Genomic DNA, 12,811 nt, shown 5'->3' on the forward strand with positions numbered 1-12,811 from the left:
CCGGGAACCGGGACGAAACGGACATGGCAGGGGCGGCCAGCCGAGCCGAGCGGGCCGCCGGCCGAGCCAAGCGGCCCGAGCCCGCGCGACTATGGTGGGAAGGGATGAGCACGGAGGATCCCGACGCGGACGCCCGGCGCCTGGCCGCGGTGTCGCTGGCGGCCGACGACCCCACCGGCTGGTTCGAGCACCTCTACGCCGCCGCGGCCGACGGTTCCGCCGTCGTCCCGTGGGACCGCGGCGCGCCGCATCCGCTGCTCCTCGACTGGATCGGCGACGGCGAGCGCATTCGAACCGGCGCTCGCGCCCTGGTCGTCGGGTTCGGCCCCGGGTTCGACGCCGAGCTCCTCGCGCACCACGGCGCGCAGACCACGGCGTTCGACGTCGCCCCCAGTGCCGTCGCGGCCGCCCGCGAGCGCTTCCCCGGCTCCCCCGTCGACTACCGCGTCGCCGACCTGCTGACGCCGCCGGACGAGTGGCGGCACGCGTTCGACCTGGTCGTCGAGATCATGACGGTGCAGTCGATGCCGCCGCCGTTCCATCCGCCCGCGACGGCGTCCGTGGCCGGCTTCGTCGCACCAGGCGGGACGCTGCTGGTCATCGCGACGGCAGCACCCGAGACGCACCCGGGCGGCGACGCCCACGGGGGCCCGCCCTGGCCGCTCACCCGCGCCGAGGTGAACGCGTTCGCCCAGGACGGCCTGCACACCGTCGCCGTCGAACACCTGGACGCCGTCCCGCCCTGGTACCGGTGGCGCGCGGAGTTCCATCGAGGGAGCGAGGAACCATGAGCGACGATCTCGGCCTGTTCGGCCCGGACAGCGTGAGCTGGCGGGTGCACCGCGAGCCGGTGCTGTGGCTGGCCGGGATCCGCGCGCTCTACCTGCAGGCGCTGCACCCGCGCGCCGTCGCCGGCGTCGTGCAGAACGGCGACATCCGCCGCAACTGCTGGCCGCGGCTCATGCGCACCGCCGAGTACGTCGGCACCGTCGTCTACGGCACCTCCGAGCAGGCCGAGAAGGCCGGGCTGCGGGTACGGCGCATCCACGACCGCCTGCGCGCCCACGACCCCGCCACCGGCGAGGAGTTCCGCGTCGACGACCCGCACCTGCTGCGCTGGGTGCACGTCACCGAGGTCGAGTCGTTCGTGTCGACGGCGCGGCGGGCTCGCATCGGGCTGACCGACGAGGACATCGACCGCTACTACGCGGAGCAGACCCGCGCCGCCGCCCTGGTCGGCCTCGACCCCGCGACGGTCCCCGCCAGCGCGGCCGCCGTCGAGGAGTTCTACCGCGACCTCCGGCCCGAGCTCCGGTTCACCGCCGAGGCCCGCGACGTCGCCCGCTTCCTCACCGTGCCGCCCATGCCCACGAAGGTGGTCGCCGTCGGGCGGCCGGCCTGGCTGGGCCTCGCGACGACGGCGTTCGCGCTGCTGCCGCGCTGGGCCCGTCGGCTCTACCGCATGCCCGGGTTCCCGACCACGGACATCGCCGCCTCGCTCACCGTCATCGGGCTGCGCGGGGTCATCAACGCGCTGCCGGTGCGCGAGGGCCCGATCTACCGCGAGGCCATGGCCCGCGCGGACGCCGTGCGGGCCACGTAGACCGAGTCCAGCGGGTCGTCGGGCACGTCCCGGACGGTGACGTCGGTGAAGCCGGCGTCGGCGAGCATGCGGCGGGCGGTCTGCTCGCCCCACACGGTGCCCAGCCCGGCGCCGTCGCGCGCGAGCGACACCGTCAGGCAGTGCAGCGTGCTGACGGCGTAGAGCAGCGGCGCGAACGGGTTGCCGACGTTGTCCTCGAGGCGGCTGGACGCCTTGGTGTCCATCATGACGAAGACGCCGCCGGGCCCGAGCGCGTCGTGGACGCGCCGCAGGACGGTGGCGGGGTCGGCCTGGTCGTGCACGACGTCGAACGCGACGACCACGTCCAGCGGCGGGTCGGACGGCAGGTCGACGAGGTCCAGCGGCTCGAACGTCACGTTGTCCAGCCCCCAGCCGTCGGCCTCGGCGCGGCCGTGGTCCAGGGCGTCGCCGGCCAGGTCGTAGCCGACGAACGTCGACCGCGGATACGTCCTGGCCAGCAGGTTCGTGCTGTGCCCGGTGCCGCAGCCGATGTCGGCGACGGCGACACCGGCGGTCAGCGTGGGGGCCAGCCCGGCCGGCTCGACGATGCCGGTGATGAGCTGGTCGTCGAAGAGCCCGCGCGACATGCCGTCCATGACGGTGGTGAACTCGGGCCGGTACGCCTCGTACGGGATGCCGCCGCCGTCGCGGAACACCTGCGCGAGCGGCCCGACCTGCCGGGCGAGCAGGGTGACGACTGCGCTCATCGGCGCCAGGTCGGTGGAACCGCCGCCGGTGAGGCAGACGGCGTGCTCGGCCGGCAGCGTGTAGACGCCTCCGTCCGCGGCGTAGTCGACGATGCCGGCGGTGGTGAGCGCGCCCAGGCACTCACGCACGTAGCGCTCCTCGAGTCCGGCCCGCGCGGCCAGCTCCGCGCTGGTGCCCGGACCGGCGGCGAGCGCCGAGAACAGGCCGGTGCGCTGGCCGACGTCGATCATCAGCGTCAGCAGGCCGTCGGTGTACAGGCCGAAGAGCCGCTCGGCGAACGCCCCGACCCTGTCATCGTCGAGCTCCCCCGGTGTGAAGGACGTGGTCATGGCTGCCCCCTCCCCCTTGCTCGCAGCGTAGACCCGCCGCCGGGCGCCGAGAAGGACTTGACCCTGACACCGGTGTGAACCCTTACGGTCGGCGCATGATCGTGCATCGCAACGGGCGCGCCGCGACGGCCGACGACCTCGCGCCACTGGCCTTCGCCGGCTACGCCCACTTCACCGCCGCCCAGGTCCGCGACCGGCGGATCCGCGGCCTCGACCTGCACCTCGAGCGGCTGCGCACCGCCTCGCTGGAGCTGTTCGGCACCGCCCTTCCTGACGACGTCGTCCGCACCCACCTGCGGACGGCGCTGGCGGCCGGACCGGCGGACGTCTCCCTGATGGCGACGGTGTACTCCGCGGCCGGCGAGTTCACGGCGGCCGACGGCGCCCTGGACCTGCTGGTGCGCACCGGCCCGCCGTTGACCGGCCCGGACAGCCCGCTCGCGCTCGCCGTCGTCGAGCACGAGCGCTACCTGCCCGCCGTCAAGCACGTCGGCGAGGTCGCCAAGACCCACGTCCTGCGCACCGCCGCGGCCGTGGGCTTCGACGACGCCGCCTTCGTGGACCGGCAGGGCCGGCTCAGCGAGGCGTCGATCTGGAACCTCGCCTTCTGGGACGGCTCGGCCGTCGTATGGCCGGTCGCCGACGTGCTCGGCGGCATCACGATGGGGATCCTGCGCCGGCAGCTGGCCGCCCGCGGGGTGCCGCAGCGCGACGCCGAAGTCCGCCCCGGTGATCTGGTGGGCCTCACCGGCGCCGTCGTCATGAACTCGTGGACGCCGGGGATCGCGGTGCACCGCATCGGCGAGGCCGCCCTGCCGGCCGCGCCGGAGTTCGTCGCCCTGCTGCACGAGGTCTACGGGGTCGAGCCGCTCACCGCACCCTGACCGTCGTCGTCCCCGTCGTCATCGGAATCGTCCCCGTCGTCGTCACCGGTGTCGTCATCCCCGTCGTCATCCCCGTCGTCGTCGCCCGGGTCGTCGTCATCGTCGTCATCCTCCGTGGGGCCGCCGCCCAGGCGGATGATCACGGCGACCTCCGCCTGGGCGCCCGCGTCGGACTCGTCGGGGTTGCGCAGCGAGACGTTCAGGGTGTGCTCGCCCGAGTCGATTCCGGCGAGCGCCGCCGAGTCGGCGGTGACCTCGTACTCCTCGCCGTTGCCGGCCTCGATCGTCTCGAAGGTGCCGTTGTCGCCGTCGACGTAGAGCCGCACGTGGTGACTGTCGGAGCCGAGCTCCTCGCTGGAGTCGACGACGAGAGTGAACGGCAGGGTCAGCTCGGCGCCGTCGGCGGGCCGGACGATCTGGACCGTGGGCTCGCCGGTGCCCCCGTCGGTCGTGGTGCTCGGCTCATCGTCGTCGCTGCCGCAGGCGACGAGGCCGAGGACGAGCGCGATGCTGGACAGCAGCACGGACCTGGACATGATCGCCCCCATTCCGAGGCTCCGCGTGATCACGACGCTACCCCCGAACCGGGAAGTCAGCGATCGGGCGGGCGCCGCCGATCACCGTCGATGCGCTCGAGCCAGGCCGGCCAGACCCGCTCGGCGTCCCGGCGGCGCAGGCGGCCGCCCAGGTGCATCGCCCGCCAGACGCCGCGATAGCCGGGCAGCACACCGGCCGCGATCAGGACGTGCCCGGCGATCACGGGCGTGAACAGGTACGTCGCCCACCGGTGGATCCGGTTGAACCAGACGAACGCGGGCCCGCCCGACACCGCCCACAGCCCGATCCCGCAGACGATCAGCACCAGCAGCAGCACGATCATGACGAGGTTCGCCACCCGCTGACCGGGGTCGAAATGGCCCTCGTGGCGGCCGAACCGCCCGGTGACCACGGCCCGCGGCCAGCGGGCGAACCAGCGCAGGTCGGTGCGCCGGAACCGCACGGAGTCGGTCAGCAGGGTCCGCGCGGCCCGCCACCCGGCGACGATACCGAGCAGCGCGACGCCCGCGAACACCCAACCGGCCATCGTGTGGATCTCGGCGTCCGCCGCCCGGGTGAGCTCGGCCAGCGGGCTCGGACGGCCCTCCTGACCGAGCGTCAGCCACCAGCCGGTCAGCAGCAGCACCAGCACCGTCACGTAGACGGCGGCGTGCAGCCAGCGGGTGCGGGCGTTGTTCCGCTCGACGCTCCGGCTCCGCTCGCCGTCCTCAGTAGTCATAGCCGGGCGGCTGCTCGTCGTCGCTCTCGTCGTCCTCGTCGTCCGAGGACCCGGAGCCGGACCTGCCGCCCTCCCCCACGGTCACGGTGACCTCGGCCTCGGCCCCCGCGGCGGAGTGATCGGCGTTGCGCAGCGAGATGTTCAGCGTGTGCTCGCCGGGCTCCACCCCCTCGAGTGCCGACGAGTCGGCCGTGATCTCGTGTTCCTCACCGTTGCCGGATTCGATCACCTCATAGGAGCTGTCGTCACCGTCGAAATAGACGTGGACGTGGTGGTTCCCGGTGTCGGTGGTCCCGAGTTCCTCGCTGGAATCGACGACGAGCGTGAAGGGCACGCCCAGCTCCGCGCCGTCGGCCGGTTCGACGATCTCGACCGAGGGCCCGTCGCCCCCTCCGGAGGTCGTACTGGCGTCGTCATCACCCCCACACGCTGCGAGGACGAGGACGAACGCGACGCTGGACAGCAGCGATGACCTGAACATGGTGTCTCCGTTCCGTGGATCTGCGTACTCCTGGCGATACGCGTCCACGGCCCGGCCGGATTGATTTCGGGTCGGATCAATCCATTTCCGTGCCCGGTACGTATGGAAAGACGTGCGGGTATCCCGGAAGGAATCGCCCCACGTCCCTCCGGGAACTCATCTACATTGTCACGCTGTACGCGCGAACGACGGCGTCTCCCCCGCCTCCGCGCGCCGCAGCCAGTCCGCCGTCATCGTCGCCCACAGAGGCCGCAGCCGCCCCGACCCCGCCTGCTCCACCGACTCCCGCAACACCGCCACGCCCTCGGACCGCTCCCCGGCCACGAGCAGAGCCTGCCCGAGCGCCAGTGACGCCGTCGCGAGCAGCCGCGGATCGCCGAGCTCCTGCCGCAGTGCGAGCGAGTGCCGTAGGTGCCCGACGGCGACATCGTGGCGGTCGGTGACCACGAGATGGAAGAAGCCCACGTGCCGGTGCGTCTCGGACCGCGTGAGCAGGTCGGCGTGCTCGTCGGCCTCGGTGAGCGCTTCGAAGAAGTACGGCTCGGCCGCGTCCCAGTCGCCGCGCAGCACCTGGTGCACCAGCCCGAGGCCGAACAGCGACTCCGCCACCCCGGCGCGGTCGTCGATCGACCGGCGCAGCCCCAGCGCCTCGGTGAACAACGCCTCCTCTGCCTCGATGGTCTCCGGCGCCAATGACGACAGGCCGGCATCGATCGCCCGGTAGTGCAGCGCCATCGCCTGCCAGTGCAGCAGCGCCGCCTCGGCGCCCCGCTCCCCCGCGCCCCGGGCCACGGCCAGCCGGTCCGCCAGTGCCCGGTCGGCCGCGTCGAAGTCGCCGGTGACGAAAGCCGCCTCCAGAACCGGATCGGCGCCCACCGGCAACGCCGGCGCCCCGGCCGTCGTCATCGGGCCGCATCCAGCAAGGCCATCGCGGCCGCGCGGCCGGGGATGCCGCTGACTCCCCCGCCGCGCCGGGCGCCCGCGCCGCAGAGCAGCACCCGCGGGTGCGCCGTCTCGACGCCCCAGCGGCCCACCTCGTCCGGCGACTCGGCGAACGGCCAGGACAGGTCGCGGTGGAAGATGTGCCCGCCCGGCAGCCCGACCGACGACTCGAGGTCGACGGGGGTGCGCGCGTCCAGGCAGGGCCGGCCGTCGGCGTCGACCGCGAGGCAGTCCTCGATCGGTTCGGCGAGCACCGAGTTCAGCGAGGCCAGCGTCGCCTTCACGGCCGCCGTGCGCGTCCCCTCGTTGTCGGCGCGGAACAGCCGGGCCGGCAGGTGCAGACCGAACAGCGTGATCGTGTGCGCGCCGGCCTCGCGCAGCGAGGGTCCCAGGATGGACGGGTCGGTCAGCGAGTGGCAGTAGATCTCGCACGGCGGCAGGTCCGGCACCGAACCCGCCGCGGCCTGCGCGTATGCCGCCTCGAGCTGCGTCAGCGACTCGTTGACGTGGAAGGTGCCGCTGAACGCCGCGGCCGGGTCGACGGACGACCGCAGCCGTGGCAGCCGGGTCAGCACCAGGTTGATCTTCAGCTGCGCGCCCTCGGGCTCGTCCCAGGGCGACGACGGCGACGACGGCGCCTGGCCCAGCAGGCGGGCCAGCGTCGACGGCGCGCAGCCGGCCATGACGTGCCCCGCGCCCACCCGCCGGCCGGCGCCGTCGCCGTCGGTGAACTCCACCTCGCCCGCGGCGGGATCGACGGCGGTCACCGTCGCCCGGGTGACGACGGTGGCACCTGCGGCGACCGCGGCGTCGCGCAGCGCCCCGCTGACCGCGCCCATGCCGCCGACCGGGACGTCCCAGTCGCCGGTCCCGTTGCCGATGACGTGGTACAGGAAGCACCGGTTCTGCCGCAGCGACGGCTCGTCGACGGCGGCGAAGGTGCCGATCAGCGCGTCGGTCAGGACGACGCCGCGGACGGTGTCGTCGGCGAAGGTGTCGCGCACCTCGGCGCCGATCGGCTCCGAGAACAGCGCCGTCCACGCCTCCGGTCCCACCAGTGATCGGACCTCGGCCGCCGGCAGCAGCGGCTCCGTCAGCGTCGGCGCCAGGCGACGGGCCACCTCGCCGGTCATCGCGTAGAACCGCGACCACGCCTCGTGGTCGGCGGCCGCGCCGAGCGAAGCGAACGAGGCCCTCGTCGCCTCCTCCGAGCCGGTGTCGACCAGGAGGCCGCCGTCGCCCACCGGCGTGTACGACGAGTACCGGCGCCGCCGCAGCGTGATCGGCAGCGACAGCTCGTCGACGATCTGCCGCGGCAGCAGCGACACCAGGTAGGAGTAGCGCGACAGCCGGGCGTCGACGCCGGGGAACGGCCGCTCCGAGACGGCCGCTCCCCCGACGTGGTCGAGGCGTTCCAGGACCAGGACGCTGCGCCCGGCCCGGGCGAGGTAGGCGGCGGCGGTGAGCCCGTTGTGCCCGCCGCCCACCACCACGGCGTCGTACCGGGCCTGCAGCGTCGAGAGATCGTCAGCCATGCCGGCCATCCTCACGCGAACCCCGGCACCGGTGCCACCCCTGCCCGGGACCGCCGTCAGCCAGAGCATCAGGGCACTCGCGTCAGCTCGTGCTCGGGCCCGGCCGCCGCGACCGGCGCCGGCGACCTCCGCAGCCACCGCGGCGCCCACCAGTTCGCGTTGCCGAGCAGCGCCATCAGCGACGGCAGCACGACCGCCCGGATCACTACCGCGTCGATGAGCACGGCGACGGCGAGCCCGACGCCCATCTGCTTCATCTCGATGACCCGCATGGCCGCGAACAGCCCGAAGACCGCAACCATGACGAGCGCCGCGCTGGTGACGGTGCCGGCCGAGCTGGTGATGCCCTCGCGGACGGCGGCCCGGATCGGCAGCCCGCGGTCGGCGGCCTCCCGGATCCGGCTGACGACGAACACGTGGTAGTCCATCGACAGGCCGAACAGGATCACGAACAGGAACAGCGGGATCCAGACCACCACGGACCCCGTCGACGTGAAGTCCAGCAGCCCCTCGGCCCACGAGTACTGGAACACCAGCGCCAGCACGCCGAACGCCGCCACCGTCGACAGCAGGTTGACGAACACGGTGGTGAGGCCGACGACGACGGAGCGGAACGTCACGGTCATCATGACGAAGGCCAGTCCGAGCACGAACGCGATGATCCACGGCAGCTTCGCGGCCAGGTTGTCGTTGTAGTCGACGCCGCCCGCGACATCGCCCGTCACAGCCGTCGTCGCGCCGGGCAGCGCGCCGAGCGTCGCCGGGATCAGCTCGCCGCGCAGCACGTCCAGCGAGTGCGCGGCCTCCTCGGTGTCCGGGCCGAACGGAACGCCGACGGTCAGGGAGCTGAACCGGCCGTCGTCGGACTGCGCGATAACCGGCTCCTGGTCGTGGGCGAAGTTCTCGTCATCGCCGGTGCGGGCGGCCAGGTCCTCCAGGGCCGTGCGGACGCCGTCGGCCTCCCCCGCCGGTGCCTCGACGACGACGGTGTGCGCGGCGCCGGTGCTCGGGAACGCCTCGACCAGCCGGTCGTAGCTCTGCATGACCGGCAGGCTGCGCGGGAACGCGGCCTCGTCGGGGTTGGCCAGCTTCAGGTTCAGGGCGGGCGCCGCCAGCGCGAGCAGCGCGACGACGGAGACGACCAGCGTGGCGACGGGGTGGCGCAGCGCCGGGCGCAGGACGGCCGGCCAGAACCGCGGCGGCCGCTGCTGGTTCGTCAGCCGCCACAGCACCGGGACCCGCGGCCGGTCGATGCGGTGGCCGAGCTTCGCGAGCAGCGCCGGCAGCACCGTCAGCGACCCGATGACGGCGATGGCGACGACGAGGATCGCGCCGGTGGCCATCGAGGCGAAGTTGACGTCCGCGGCCAGGTAGAGCCCGGCCATCGACACGGCGACGGCCAGCCCGGACACCACGACGGAGTGGCCCGAGGTGGCGGCCGCGATCTCCACGGCCTCCAGCGTGCCGCGGCCCTTGGCCCGTTCCTCGCGCTCGCGGCGCAGGTAGAACAGCGAGTAGTCGACGCCGACCGCCATGCCGATCAGCAGCACCAGGTGGGTGACGGTGCCGCCGTCGGGCACCGCGTAGGACGCCAGCGCGTACAACCCGATGGCCGACCCGACCGACGAGATCGCCAGCAGGACGGGGACGCCTGCGGCCAGGATCGCGCCGAACGCCACGAGCAGCACGATCAGCGTGATCGGCAGGCTGAGCATCGCGATGGTGCCGAGGTCCTCCTCGAGCAGCGCGAAGAAGCCCTTCATGACCGACGCCTCGCCGGCCTGCTCGACCCGCAGGTCCGGGTACTGCTCCTGCACGCCGGCGGTGACGTCGAGGAGCGCCTGCACGTCCTCCTCGGCCTGCTCCTCGTCGCCGGTCATGGTGACGGGGACGGTGACGGCGGCGCCGTCGGGCGAGGTCACGGGGTCGCCGACGGCGTCGACCTCGGGCAGGGCGGCCATCCGACCGGTGATCTCCGCCGCCGCCGAGTCGGCGTCGGCGCCGGCCGGGCTGATGAGCACGTTCTCGGTGATCGGCGACTCGAGGCCGCCCTCGTCGAGCATGCGGTCGGCCCGGCCTGACTCGCCGATGCCGAGGTCGAGCTGGCTGGCCTGCTGGATGCCGGCGACGCTCATCGCGGCCAGGCACAGCACCACGAAGGCGAACCAGCCGCCGATCGCGCGGCCGGGGTGGGTCGCGCTCCAGCGCGCGATGCGGACGGTCACGGGTGGTCGGGAGTAGCGGGAGCTGGTGGTGTGAGACACCGGACGGCCCTCCGAGCGGGTGATCAACAGGTCGCCACCCATGCTTCTCGCGCTCGGCCGCGCCCACATTGGTGCCAGGTACCGGCCCGGGGTGGGGCTATCCCCCCGCTGTCTCTTCGGGTTCGTCCGCCGACGGCGACAACCGGATGCCCGCGGGCTCCGTCTAGGGGGTGACAGGATGAGAGACCGCACGAGGGAGACGGTGTGAGTAGACGTCAAGCGCGAGCTGACGAGTTCGTGGCGTACGTCGATGCCCGGCGCGGCTACCTGCGCCGCGTCGCCTACCTCGTGTGCGGAGACTGGCACGCCGCCGAGGACCTGGTCCAGACCGCGCTGATCAAGCTGTACGCGGCCTGGCCCCGGATCCACACCGACGGCGCCGAGGACGCGTACGTCCGCCGGATCATCGTGCGGGCGCACCTCGACGAGCGGCGCCGGCCGTGGCGGCGCGAGCGCATCGGACTCGACGGTGTCGACGCCGCCGAGCCCGAGAGGCTCTCGTTCGAGGACAGCGACGCCCTCGTCGCCGCGCTCAAGACCCTGCCCGAGCGGCAGCGCGCGACCATCGTGCTGCGCTACTGGGTCGGGTTGTCCGTGGAGGAGGCGGCCGACGACCTCGGTTGCACCACGGGCACGGTGAAGAGCCAGACCGCGCGGGCCATGGCGCACCTGCGGGCCTCCCTGTCGACCGATGACGTGACGACGACCGAGAGGCGATCGAGATGACCGAGCACGACGAGCTGCTGCGCACGCGGCTGGAACGCCTGGGGTTCGCGGGCGAGCCGCCGATGGCCTCCACCGCGACGGACGACCTGGAGCGGGGACGGCGGCACCTGCGCCGCCGTCGCATCGCGACCCTGGGCGGCGGCGCGCTGGGCGTGGCCGCGGCCGGGGTGGGCGTGGCGCTGCTGCTGCCCGGCTTCGGCCCGGCGGCGCAGAGCGACCTGAACGTGGCCGGCAGCGGCGACGGACCGGCCGCCGTCGAGGCGCCCGCCGTGCCCAGCACGACCGCGACCGCCCCGCCCGAGGCGCCGCCTGTGGACCACGAGCTGGGATTCCCGGTCACCCGGCAGCTGCTGCTGGACACCGCGGTCGAGCACCTCGACCCGGCGCACGAGCACCTGGACGCCGAGAGCACCGGACTCACCGGCGGCGGGTTCGAGGACGCCTTCGAGGTGGGCACCAAGCTCGGCTGGACGGTTCCGGGCGAGGACGGGCTGGGCCTGGTCCAGGTGGCCGTGACCTCGCCCGGCTACGCGACCGCCGACGAGTACGCCCGCGCCCAGTTCGGCGGGAGCTTCGGCTGCTCGGGGCCCGACGACGGCTGCGAGGAGCAGCCCGTGCCGGGCACCGACGAGACGGTCCTGGTGGCCGGGCCGAACTCCGAGTCGACCCTGCAGTTCGGCGTGGTGTACGAGCGTGCCGACGGGTCGATGGTCGGCATCGGCGTGAGCAGCCTCTTCGGCAACAACAGCGTCACGCCGGTGTCCGAGGTGGGCATCACGCTGGAGCAGGCGATCGCGTTCGTCACCGACCCCGGCCTGCTGGTCGATCCCGCCGAAGCCGCCGAGGACGACCCCTTCGGCACCTGGCCGGAGACCGTCGGCCCGGAGGGCACCTCGACGACGCCGGTCGACTAGGCCGCTACTCCCCCACAACGACACGGTGCCGGCTGCCCCACGCTCATGGCGTAGGACAGCCGGCACCGTGTGTCTGTAACTGCCGGACGACGGATCGCGTCGGGTTCGCGCTCCTAGTCGTCCCAGCCCGTACCGAGCGGCGAGCTCATGGCCCAGGCCGGATCACCCATCTGGGTGCCGCCGCCGATCTGCATGATCTGGTTTCCATCGCGTTCGATCGGCCGCACCAGCCAGCTGTGGTTCTGTGCGTTCCAGGTCAACACGTACTCCGTGTCCCGGCGCAACATCGTGATCCTCCTGCTCCTCGCTGCCCGTCCCAGCAGCGATCGGTCGGTACCTGAGCCCGCCCAAAACTTCGGCCAGATCACCGAATGATCTACCGATCATGCCGGGCCCGCAACGCGAACGACTCCCGCCACGCCGCGTTTCGCCTGGTCGGCCCGCGTGTGCGGCCTCTGAAACGCAAATTTCGTCCGTTCGGTCGTGGCATGCCCTGACCGAACGGCCGATGCCAGCACGGCTGGTCCGTACCCATCGGCAGCCCTTCGGCGATCACCTTCGTAGAAAGACGGGACGGCTCGGCCGGGACGTCCCGCCACCGGACCGAAGGAGAGCATCATGCGCACCTGGCTCGTCCGCTCGACAGCGCTTGCCGTGGCCGCGGGAGCGGCGATCGTCGCGGGCGCTGTACCCGCCTCGTCCAACGAGGCCGATGTCACCACACTCCATGCCGTGCTGACCGGAGCCGCCGAGCGGCCCGGACCGGGCGACACCGACGGCCGCGGCGCGTTCGCGGCCATCGTCCGGGGCGACACGCTCTGCTACACACTCGTCGCCGTGCGGATCGAGCCGGCGACGGCCGCCCACATCCACATCGCCCCGCCGACCGCGCCCGGTCCGATCGTCATCGGCCTCGACACGCCCGACCCCGTCAGTCACGGCTGCATCACCGCGGTCCCCGACGACCAGAACTCGACGTCGACGCTCACCGAGAGCGAGCTGGCCGCACTCGTGGCCAACCCCGGCGACTACTACGTGAACGTGCACAACGCGTCGTTCCAGCCGGGCGCGATCCGCGGCCAGCTCCGCTGACCCCAGCACGACGCATGCCGTTGCGGTTATATAGCT

The 12,811-nt window shown here is 73.0% G+C and carries 14 protein-coding genes; 6 read left to right on the forward strand and 8 right to left on the reverse strand.

Annotation, left to right across the window (positions count from 1 at the left end; all coding sequences use genetic code 11):
* The first annotated feature begins 104 nt into the window (after nt 1-104).
* Both HD601_RS18365 and HD601_RS18370 read left to right on the forward strand, forming a co-directional pair.
* Nucleotides 105-791 (forward strand): class I SAM-dependent methyltransferase, encoded by a 687-nt coding sequence (locus HD601_RS18365; RefSeq protein ID WP_184824261.1) that lies wholly within the window; start codon nt 105-107, stop codon nt 789-791.
* A complete protein-coding gene (locus HD601_RS18370; RefSeq protein WP_184824263.1) occupies nt 788-1,603 on the forward strand; it encodes an oxygenase MpaB family protein in 816 nt (271 codons plus the stop codon). Before HD601_RS18365 ends, HD601_RS18370 begins: the two co-directional genes overlap by 4 nt.
* On the opposite strand, the gene HD601_RS18375 is transcribed toward HD601_RS18370, so the two are convergent.
* Complete coding sequence (locus HD601_RS18375) at nt 1,558-2,661, reverse strand: class I SAM-dependent methyltransferase (RefSeq protein ID WP_184824265.1); 1,104 nt, start codon at nt 2,659-2,661, stop codon at nt 1,558-1,560. The genes HD601_RS18370 and HD601_RS18375 overlap by 46 nt on opposite strands.
* Before the next feature lie 95 nt (nt 2,662-2,756).
* On the opposite strand from HD601_RS18375, the gene HD601_RS18380 reads away from it, so the two are divergent.
* Nucleotides 2,757-3,545 (forward strand): aminotransferase class IV family protein, encoded by a 789-nt coding sequence (locus tag HD601_RS18380; RefSeq protein WP_184824267.1) that lies wholly within the window; start codon nt 2,757-2,759, stop codon nt 3,543-3,545.
* Here the strand turns inward: HD601_RS18380 and HD601_RS18385 are convergent.
* The 6 genes from HD601_RS18385 to HD601_RS18410 form a co-directional block, all read right to left on the reverse strand.
* Nucleotides 3,515-4,081 carry an Ig-like domain-containing protein gene (locus tag HD601_RS18385; RefSeq protein ID WP_184824269.1) on the reverse strand — a complete coding sequence of 189 codons (567 nt, stop codon included), beginning with the start codon at nt 4,079-4,081 and terminating at the stop codon, nt 3,515-3,517. The genes HD601_RS18380 and HD601_RS18385 overlap by 31 nt on opposite strands.
* Before the next feature lie 56 nt (nt 4,082-4,137).
* On the reverse strand, nt 4,138-4,821 hold the full coding sequence (locus tag HD601_RS18390; protein ID WP_184824271.1) for a cytochrome b/b6 domain-containing protein: 684 nt from the start codon (nt 4,819-4,821) through the stop codon (nt 4,138-4,140).
* Complete coding sequence (locus HD601_RS18395; RefSeq protein WP_184824273.1) at nt 4,811-5,302, reverse strand: hypothetical protein; 492 nt, start codon at nt 5,300-5,302, stop codon at nt 4,811-4,813. The genes HD601_RS18390 and HD601_RS18395 overlap by 11 nt, the downstream gene beginning before the upstream one ends.
* 168 nt (nt 5,303-5,470) lie before the next feature.
* Complete coding sequence (locus HD601_RS18400) at nt 5,471-6,208, reverse strand: tetratricopeptide repeat protein (RefSeq protein WP_184824275.1); 738 nt, start codon at nt 6,206-6,208, stop codon at nt 5,471-5,473.
* Complete coding sequence (locus HD601_RS18405) at nt 6,205-7,779, reverse strand: phytoene desaturase family protein (RefSeq protein ID WP_184824277.1); 1,575 nt, start codon at nt 7,777-7,779, stop codon at nt 6,205-6,207. The genes HD601_RS18400 and HD601_RS18405 overlap by 4 nt, the downstream gene beginning before the upstream one ends.
* A 68-nt stretch (nt 7,780-7,847) precedes the next feature.
* Nucleotides 7,848-10,004: an MMPL family transporter gene (locus tag HD601_RS18410; protein ID WP_221441088.1), complete on the reverse strand. Its 2,157-nt coding sequence runs from the start codon at nt 10,002-10,004 to the stop codon at nt 7,848-7,850.
* A gap of 243 nt (nt 10,005-10,247) precedes the next feature.
* Between HD601_RS18410 and HD601_RS18415 the strand changes: the two genes are divergently transcribed.
* Entirely contained in the window at nt 10,248-10,769 is a 522-nt protein-coding gene (locus HD601_RS18415) for a SigE family RNA polymerase sigma factor (RefSeq protein ID WP_184824280.1), read from the forward strand.
* Nucleotides 10,766-11,683: a hypothetical protein gene (locus HD601_RS18420; RefSeq protein ID WP_184824281.1), complete on the forward strand. Its 918-nt coding sequence runs from the start codon at nt 10,766-10,768 to the stop codon at nt 11,681-11,683. The genes HD601_RS18415 and HD601_RS18420 overlap by 4 nt, the downstream gene beginning before the upstream one ends.
* 113 nt (nt 11,684-11,796) lie before the next feature.
* Here HD601_RS18420 and HD601_RS18425 read toward each other — a convergent pair whose 3' ends face one another.
* The gene (locus HD601_RS18425) at nt 11,797-11,970 is read right to left on the reverse strand and encodes a hypothetical protein (RefSeq protein WP_184824282.1); all 174 of its coding nucleotides are present in this window, start codon (nt 11,968-11,970) and stop codon (nt 11,797-11,799) included.
* 331 nt (nt 11,971-12,301) lie between these two features.
* On the opposite strand from HD601_RS18425, the gene HD601_RS18430 reads away from it, so the two are divergent.
* Nucleotides 12,302-12,775, forward strand: coding sequence for a CHRD domain-containing protein (locus HD601_RS18430; RefSeq protein WP_184824283.1), 474 nt, complete (start codon nt 12,302-12,304; stop codon nt 12,773-12,775).
* Nucleotides 12,776-12,811: the final 36 nt, after the last annotated feature.

It is taken from the genome of Jiangella mangrovi (assembly GCF_014204975.1).
GTDB classification, from domain to species: domain Bacteria; phylum Actinomycetota; class Actinomycetes; order Jiangellales; family Jiangellaceae; genus Jiangella; species Jiangella mangrovi.